Below are 6,201 nucleotides of genomic sequence, written 5' to 3'. Positions count from 1 at the left end.
GCCCTGCGGCAGGCGTGGAGTAAGGATAGCAGTTTAAGACTTCGGCGCCTTCTCCGGCAACAGCGTCTCGATCGCCGCGCGCACCTTGTCCGACTCCGGGTCGGTCATGGTGGAGAACCAGGACACCAGCTGCCGTCCGGTCCCACCAGATATTTGTGGAAGTTCCAGCGCGGCTTGGCAAGGAAGCCCAGCTCGTCGGCCGCCCAGCGGTAGAAGGGATGGGCACTGTCGCCCGAGACCACCGTCTTGTCCGCCATCGGGAAGTCGATGCTGTAATTGACCTCGCAGAAATCCTTGATCTGGCTGGCGTTTCCCGGTTCCTGCCCACCGAAGTCGTCGGATGGCACGCCGACCACCACCAGCCCGCGGTCTCGGTAGCGCTGCCATAGCGCCTCCAGGCCCTTGTATTGCGGGGTGAAGCCGCATTGCGAGGCGGTGTTGACCACCAGGATGACCTTCCCCTTGAACTGCGACAGCGGCAGCGGCTTGCCGTCGATGCCCTGGAAGGTGAAGTCGTAGGCGTCGCTTGCGGCCATGGCGCTGGCTGCTCCCATCATGGAGAGAACCGCCGCCATGGCGACGGTGCGAAGGCGGGCTCGGACGGTCATTGGCGTGGCTCGGCGGTTGATCGGGGGAGTGGGGGGACTCTGCATCCTTACTCTTACGATGCGTGATACGAGGCCCGGTGCCCATCGGATCATGATGTGATTCATGATGGGGTCGGTAACCCACCCGTCACATCCGGCCTACCCCTTTCTGACGGGTAGCCGTGGCGGCCTTCAATCAACAGCTTCCTGTATCGAGGAGGGACGGTGGTCTCCCGCCGCCGGCTGTCCGACCCTCATCCGTCCACCGCACAGCGCCACAAAAATGTCCCACCCGGCCCAGCATCAGCCTGAGCATAAGAGTCCATCCCATCGAAAGAGGTATGGGGCCGGTCCACCGGCGTCCGCGGTTGCCGTTGCCGATGTGAGTTCATTCCAGGAGATCAGGTCGATGAATGCCGGAGCCATCATGCAGGACCCCCGGATGCCGTGGACGACAATGCGCCGGGCGGGCCATGCCGCGGTGAAGGCCACAGCCGTCGTTGGAGCCGTGCTGCTTCTTGGCGCCGCACTGGCAACTCCCTCACTTGCCGATCCGGGGGAGCATGGTCGCGGCCATGCCTGGGGACATCACAAGAGGCATCACCATGATGATGGCCCTGTCGTCATCTATGGCGCGTCGCCGCCGCCGGTTGTCGTTGTGCCGGCTCCGCCGCCTCCGCCGCGCGTCGTCTATGCCCCGTCCTATGCGCCGCCCGCGGTTGTCTACGCCCCGCCGCCGCAGCCGGGCGTCAGCGTCCAGATGAATATTCCGCTTCGTTAACGTTCTTTGACTGATCAAATGCCCCGGCGATCCGGTCACAGCCGGAGGCCGGGGCGTTTCACTGTCGGCGGCACGGGGCCCGGACTGTGACCATCCTGTGCCCTTCCTTCCCGTTCCGGCTGCGTCTTGCCGGGCATCGGCATGCGGTCCGCCCGCTGCGCGGCCCTCCATCCGCCTCGCACCTGTTGGAAACCCTGAGTCCTCAGTCCCTTCGTGACAGGGCCCGCCCGCACCGCTAGGATCGCGCGGCCTGTCGCGAAGGCGGTAGGCCGTTCGGGTGATTCACGGAAACTCAACGGATGTACGGCCATCTGTCGGCCGGAAGCGTCTTGCGGTCCGTGGTCGGGCCGGTGGCCGGTATGGGAAGGGAGAGACCGAATGTTCGTGATGATCGGCTTCGGCATCGTGATCTTCAGCGTGTTCGGTGGCTACATCCTCGGCGGTGGCCATTTGGGCGTGCTGTGGATGCCGTTCGAGTTCATGATCATCCTGGGTTCCGGTGCCGGCGCCTTCTTCATCGGCAACCCGAAATCGGTGGTCACCCACACCGGCAAGGAGCTGGGCCACCTGTTCAAGGGCCCGAAATACAAGAAGGAGGACTTCCTGGAAGTCCTCACCATGATGTACCAGGTTTTCAAGATCGCGAAGACCAAGGGGCTGCTTGCACTGGAACAGCATATCGAGAAGCCGGAAGACTCCCCGCTTTTCCAGCAGTTCCCGAAATTCTACGGCGACCACCATGCCATCGCCTTCCTCTGCACCTATCTCCGTCTGATGTCGCTCGGCGCGGACAACCCGCATGAGCTGGTCGACCTGATGGACGAGGACATCGAGACGATGCACCACGAACACCAGCGCATCGCCGACGCCATCCAGGCGGTGGCCGACGCCGTGCCGGCGTTGGGCATCGTGGCGGCGGTGCTGGGCGTGATTCACACCATGGGCTCGATCACCGAACCGCCCGAGGTGCTGGGCAAGCTGATCGGCGGTGCGCTGGTCGGCACCTTCACCGGCATTCTGGTCGCCTACGGCTTCCTCGCTCCCATCGCCAGCGGTCTGAAGAACGTCTATCACGCCGAAGGCAAATATTATCAGGCGATGAAAACCGGGCTGATCGCCCACCTGTCCGGCTACGCCCCGGCCATTTCGGTCGAATACGCCCGCAACGTGCTGGAACCGGAATATCGTCCGACCTTCGCCCAGGTGGAAGAGGCGACCTCCGCCCTGCCGCCCGCCTGATCCGGCCCCTGATCCTTCGGAAGACACCGATGCCGGACATCGACATCGCCTGGAACGAGGGCACCGTCGGCGACTGGGATGGGCTGTTCGCCCGGGTTCCCCGCTCCACCCTGTTGCAGAGCTTCGCCTATGGCCGTGCCATGGGCCGCACCTATGGCCATGTTCCGCGCCTGGGCGTAATCCGCCGCGACGGCGAGCCGCTCGGGCTGGTCCAGACGCTCGACCGCCGCATGTTGAAGCTGTTCCATGACCGGCAATGCTACCGTGGTCCGCTCTGGCTGGACGGCACGATCCCCGATGCCGACACGCTTGAGGCGGTGTTCCGCCTGCTGCGCCGCGCCTGTCCGGGCAACCCGCTCAGCCGGGCGAACCTGCTGCCGGAACTCCCGGCCGGACCGGAGAACGAAGCGTTGCTCGCCCGCTGCGGCTTCCGCAAGGTCGGTCCCGGTTATCGGACGGTCTGGCTGGACCTGACCCGGAGCGAGGAGGCGATGCATGCCGGCTTCGCGCGCGACTGGCGCAAGCGCCTGCGCGGGGCGGAGAAGGCCGGCCTCGTCCTCGACGTCGATTGGAAGGCCGACAACCTGCCCTGGCTGATGAAGCTTGAGCATGACCAGGCACGCGACAAGGGCTTCCGGGCCATGACCGGGCCGCTGGCCGTCCGTCTGCGCAACGCCATGGTCAAGGGTGGCAGTCCCAACGACGGCGCGCTGATGGTGACGGCGCTTGAGGGGCGCACGCCGGCCGCCTGCTGGCTGTTCTTCCGCCATGGCGTCTGCGCCACCAGTCAGATCAGCTGGGCCAGCGAGGCGGGGCGAAAGAACGGTGCTACACGTCTGGTGCTGTGGAAGGCGATGCGGGAATTGAAGCAGCGTGGCGTCCGCTCGCTCGACCTCGGCGGCATCAACCCCGACACCGCCCCCGGCGTCACCGAGTTCAAGCTCGGCACCGGCGGCGAGGCGGTGGAGACCGTCGGGCAGTATCGTTGAAATGCTTTATTGTTGAGATGCTTTGCCTGATGATGGCCAAGGCGGTTCCGGTTATCCTTACCTGCGTGCTGACTCAACACCTCTTCCGCACGGGATGTCCGCCATGTCAGACCTCGAACCCCTGAAGCCCGGCGAAGCCGACGTCGCCATCGAACGCGCCATGCAGCAGCGGCCGAAGGCGATGATCATCCGCGACAGGCTGCAGAAGATGCTGGAAAACGAAGACACAGCCCGCCAGTTCGTCGGCGCCATCCGCAACATGATGAACAAGGAATAGGCGTGCCGGCGGACCCTGCCGCCGGTGTTTCGCTCACCGCGTTCCGTTCACCGGCCGGTCAGCAGCTGTTCGCCTTGTTGCAGCCCTTTTCTTCGGTCGAGGCCGGCGCCGGGGTGCGGGCCAGTTGCATGCCGCCGCGGCTTTCCTCGAACATCTTCTCGATCGACCGCCGGGCCTGTTGGAAGGCTTGAAGCTCCCGCCCCTCCAGCTTCTCGCCGGTCGGCAGATCGACGGAACGCGGATTCACCTGATGCCCGGCCTTCAGCACCTCATAATGCAGGTGCGGCCCGGTGGAGCGGCCGGTGGTACCGACATAGCCGATGATGTCGCCCTGGTCGACCCGCGCGCCGCGGCCGATTGACTTGGCGAAGCGGCTCATATGAGCGTATGCGGTCGAGATCTCGGTGTTGTGGCGGATGCGGACATAGTTGCCGTAGGAGCTGCTGCGCTCGGCGATCTCGATGGTGCCGCGGCCGGCCGCGTAGATCGGTGTTCCGGTCGGTGCCGCGAAATCCACGCCCTTGTGCATCTTGCTGAAGCCCAGGATCGGGTGGTGGCGCATGCCGAAGCCCGACGTGATGCGGGCGCCGTCGATGGGCGTGCGCAGCAGGGCGCGGCGGATGCTCTCACCGTCGCCATTGTAATAGTCGATCCGCCCGTCGCGGCCCTTGAAGCGGTAGATCGGCATGTCGTCGCCGCTCAGCGTCAGCGAGGCGTACAGCAACTCGCCCTCGCCGGCCTGGGTGCCTTCGGCGGTGACCAGCTTTTCATAGAGGATCTCGAACCGGTCGCCCGGCTGGAGGTCGCGCTGGAAATCGACGTCGTAGGAGAAGTTCTGGATGAAGGCCATCATCACCGAGATCGGAACCCCAGCCTGCGCCCCCGCCTCGAACAGGCTGGAACGGATGACACCCTGCGCCGCCACCGGTTTGCGCGTCACCGGCTTCTCGGTCTGGCTGGAGGTGAAGCCGGCATCGCCCTTGCGCGCGATCGACACCGACCGCAGCGGATCGGGGGCGAACTCGAAGCCGACGAACTTGCGAGTACCGCCGCGGCGCGGTTCGAACAGGACGGTCACATGTTGGCCGGCCTGGATGTGGCGCGGGTTGTAGATGTCCCGGAGGGCGGCGACGGCATCGTGGGCGTCGTTGGTCGGGACGTTGGCGGTGGCCAGCAGATCCATCAGCGTGTCGCCGCGACCGATGGACAGGGTGCGGCGGTCGACCGGTCCGGCGGCCTGGCCGTCATTCCCGGCATCGTCCTTGGCCTCGGACTCCGTACCCGGGTTCGGCTTCACCGCCGGCTTATAGGTATTGGGAGCCCGGCCATTCGGCGCATCGGTGTTGCGCGCGACGACCGTCGCAGGCGTCAGCGCACCGGCCGTGATGATGGCAAGCAAGGCGAGCGTGGGAAGGCGGGAGAGCCTCGAACGCACCGTCGTCCTCCTCCTGTAACCCCTGGGGCGGCCCGGCAGGCCGCCGGCGATGGCTATCACCATAAGGTGTTAAGCTGATCGATCGGACGATGCTGGACCGATCCGACCCTGTCAACCGACACAAGACCGCAGGGGTGAGCCCCTTGGGAACATCCCAATGGGGACACTATCGATTGGCGTGCCCGGACAGTTGCCGGTCATGCCGCGGTTGGTGGGGCGTTCCCTTACACCGAATCCGGTGCAGGCTCGGATGAAAAACGAACTGTCAGGAATTTTTCATCGAAGCGCAAAAAAGCGCTTGCATGGTTTGGGGGAGGGCGCCTATAACCCGCTCCACCGACGGCGGGGCGCTGAACGAAGCGCGGCGCTGAAGGAGAAACGGATAAAGAAAACAGCGACTTAGCTGTTTAATCTTCCGGTTTCGACCGAAATACCTCCGGCATACTCTTGTCCGATCCTCTGAAGAAGGGGAAGCGGAAGAGCGGCCGGTGCGGCACGTTTCAGTGCTGCGGGTTCTTTGACAAGTTTATACCGTGTTGTGAGAAGGGATGCGCAGGCGGCGGCAGTTGGTAGCCGTTGCGGCCTTGTGGTGTTGGCTCTTTTGGGGATCGGCACAATGAGGATCGTCTGTGCATCTTTTGAGCAGAGAAACTGTGAACAGTATCGACGTTTCAGGAGATCGCTATCGGCGGTCCTGTCAGTCGTGACTTTGGTCACGATCTGAACCTGAGAGTTTGATCCTGGCTCAGAACGAACGCTGGCGGCATGCCTAACACATGCAAGTCGAACGAAGGCTTCGGCCTTAGTGGCGCACGGGTGAGTAACACGTGGGAACCTGCCTTTCGGTTCGGAATAACGTCTGGAAACGGACGCTAACACCGGATACGTCCCCC

At 64.3% G+C, this 6,201-nt stretch carries 6 protein-coding genes and 1 rRNA gene; 5 read left to right on the top strand and 2 right to left on the bottom strand.

All coding sequences use genetic code 11. The annotated features are described in order from the left end of the window. Window positions 1–104 precede the first annotated feature (104 nt). The gene (locus I71_RS24580) at window positions 105–608 is read right to left on the bottom strand and encodes a glutathione peroxidase (protein ID WP_375731219.1); all 504 of its coding nucleotides are present in this window, start codon (window positions 606–608) and stop codon (window positions 105–107) included. Window positions 609–1,029: 421 nt separating this feature from the next. Between I71_RS24580 and I71_RS24575 the strand changes: the two genes are divergently transcribed. The 4 genes from I71_RS24575 (at window position 1,030) to I71_RS38485 (ending at window position 3,873) form a co-directional block, all read left to right on the top strand. After that, the gene (locus I71_RS24575) at window positions 1,030–1,368 is read left to right on the top strand and encodes a hypothetical protein (protein WP_083897382.1); all 339 of its coding nucleotides are present in this window, start codon (window positions 1,030–1,032) and stop codon (window positions 1,366–1,368) included. 378 nt (window positions 1,369–1,746) lie between these two features. Next, window positions 1,747–2,607, top strand: coding sequence for a flagellar motor stator protein MotA (gene motA, locus I71_RS24570; protein WP_042699811.1), 861 nt, complete (start codon window positions 1,747–1,749; stop codon window positions 2,605–2,607). Window positions 2,608–2,636: 29 nt separating this feature from the next. Further along, window positions 2,637–3,596, top strand: a complete 960-nt coding sequence (locus I71_RS24565; protein ID WP_042699809.1) for a GNAT family N-acetyltransferase — start codon at window positions 2,637–2,639, stop codon at window positions 3,594–3,596. Window positions 3,597–3,699: 103 nt separating this feature from the next. Beyond that, window positions 3,700–3,873, top strand: coding sequence for a hypothetical protein (locus tag I71_RS38485; RefSeq protein ID WP_158285610.1), 174 nt, complete (start codon window positions 3,700–3,702; stop codon window positions 3,871–3,873). A gap of 58 nt (window positions 3,874–3,931) precedes the next feature. Here I71_RS38485 and I71_RS24560 read toward each other — a convergent pair whose 3' ends face one another. Beyond that, window positions 3,932–5,308 (bottom strand): peptidoglycan DD-metalloendopeptidase family protein, encoded by a 1,377-nt coding sequence (locus I71_RS24560; RefSeq protein ID WP_042699806.1) that lies wholly within the window; start codon window positions 5,306–5,308, stop codon window positions 3,932–3,934. 722 nt (window positions 5,309–6,030) lie between these two features. On the opposite strand from I71_RS24560, the gene I71_RS24555 reads away from it, so the two are divergent. Then, a 16S ribosomal RNA gene (locus tag I71_RS24555) occupies window positions 6,031–6,201 on the top strand; the annotation flags it as partial.

This window comes from Azospirillum sp. B506 (assembly GCF_000333595.1).
Taxonomy (GTDB): domain Bacteria; phylum Pseudomonadota; class Alphaproteobacteria; order Azospirillales; family Azospirillaceae; genus Azospirillum.
Note: the sequence above shows the minus strand (reverse complement) of the source record. Positions and strands in the feature narration are given on the sequence as shown.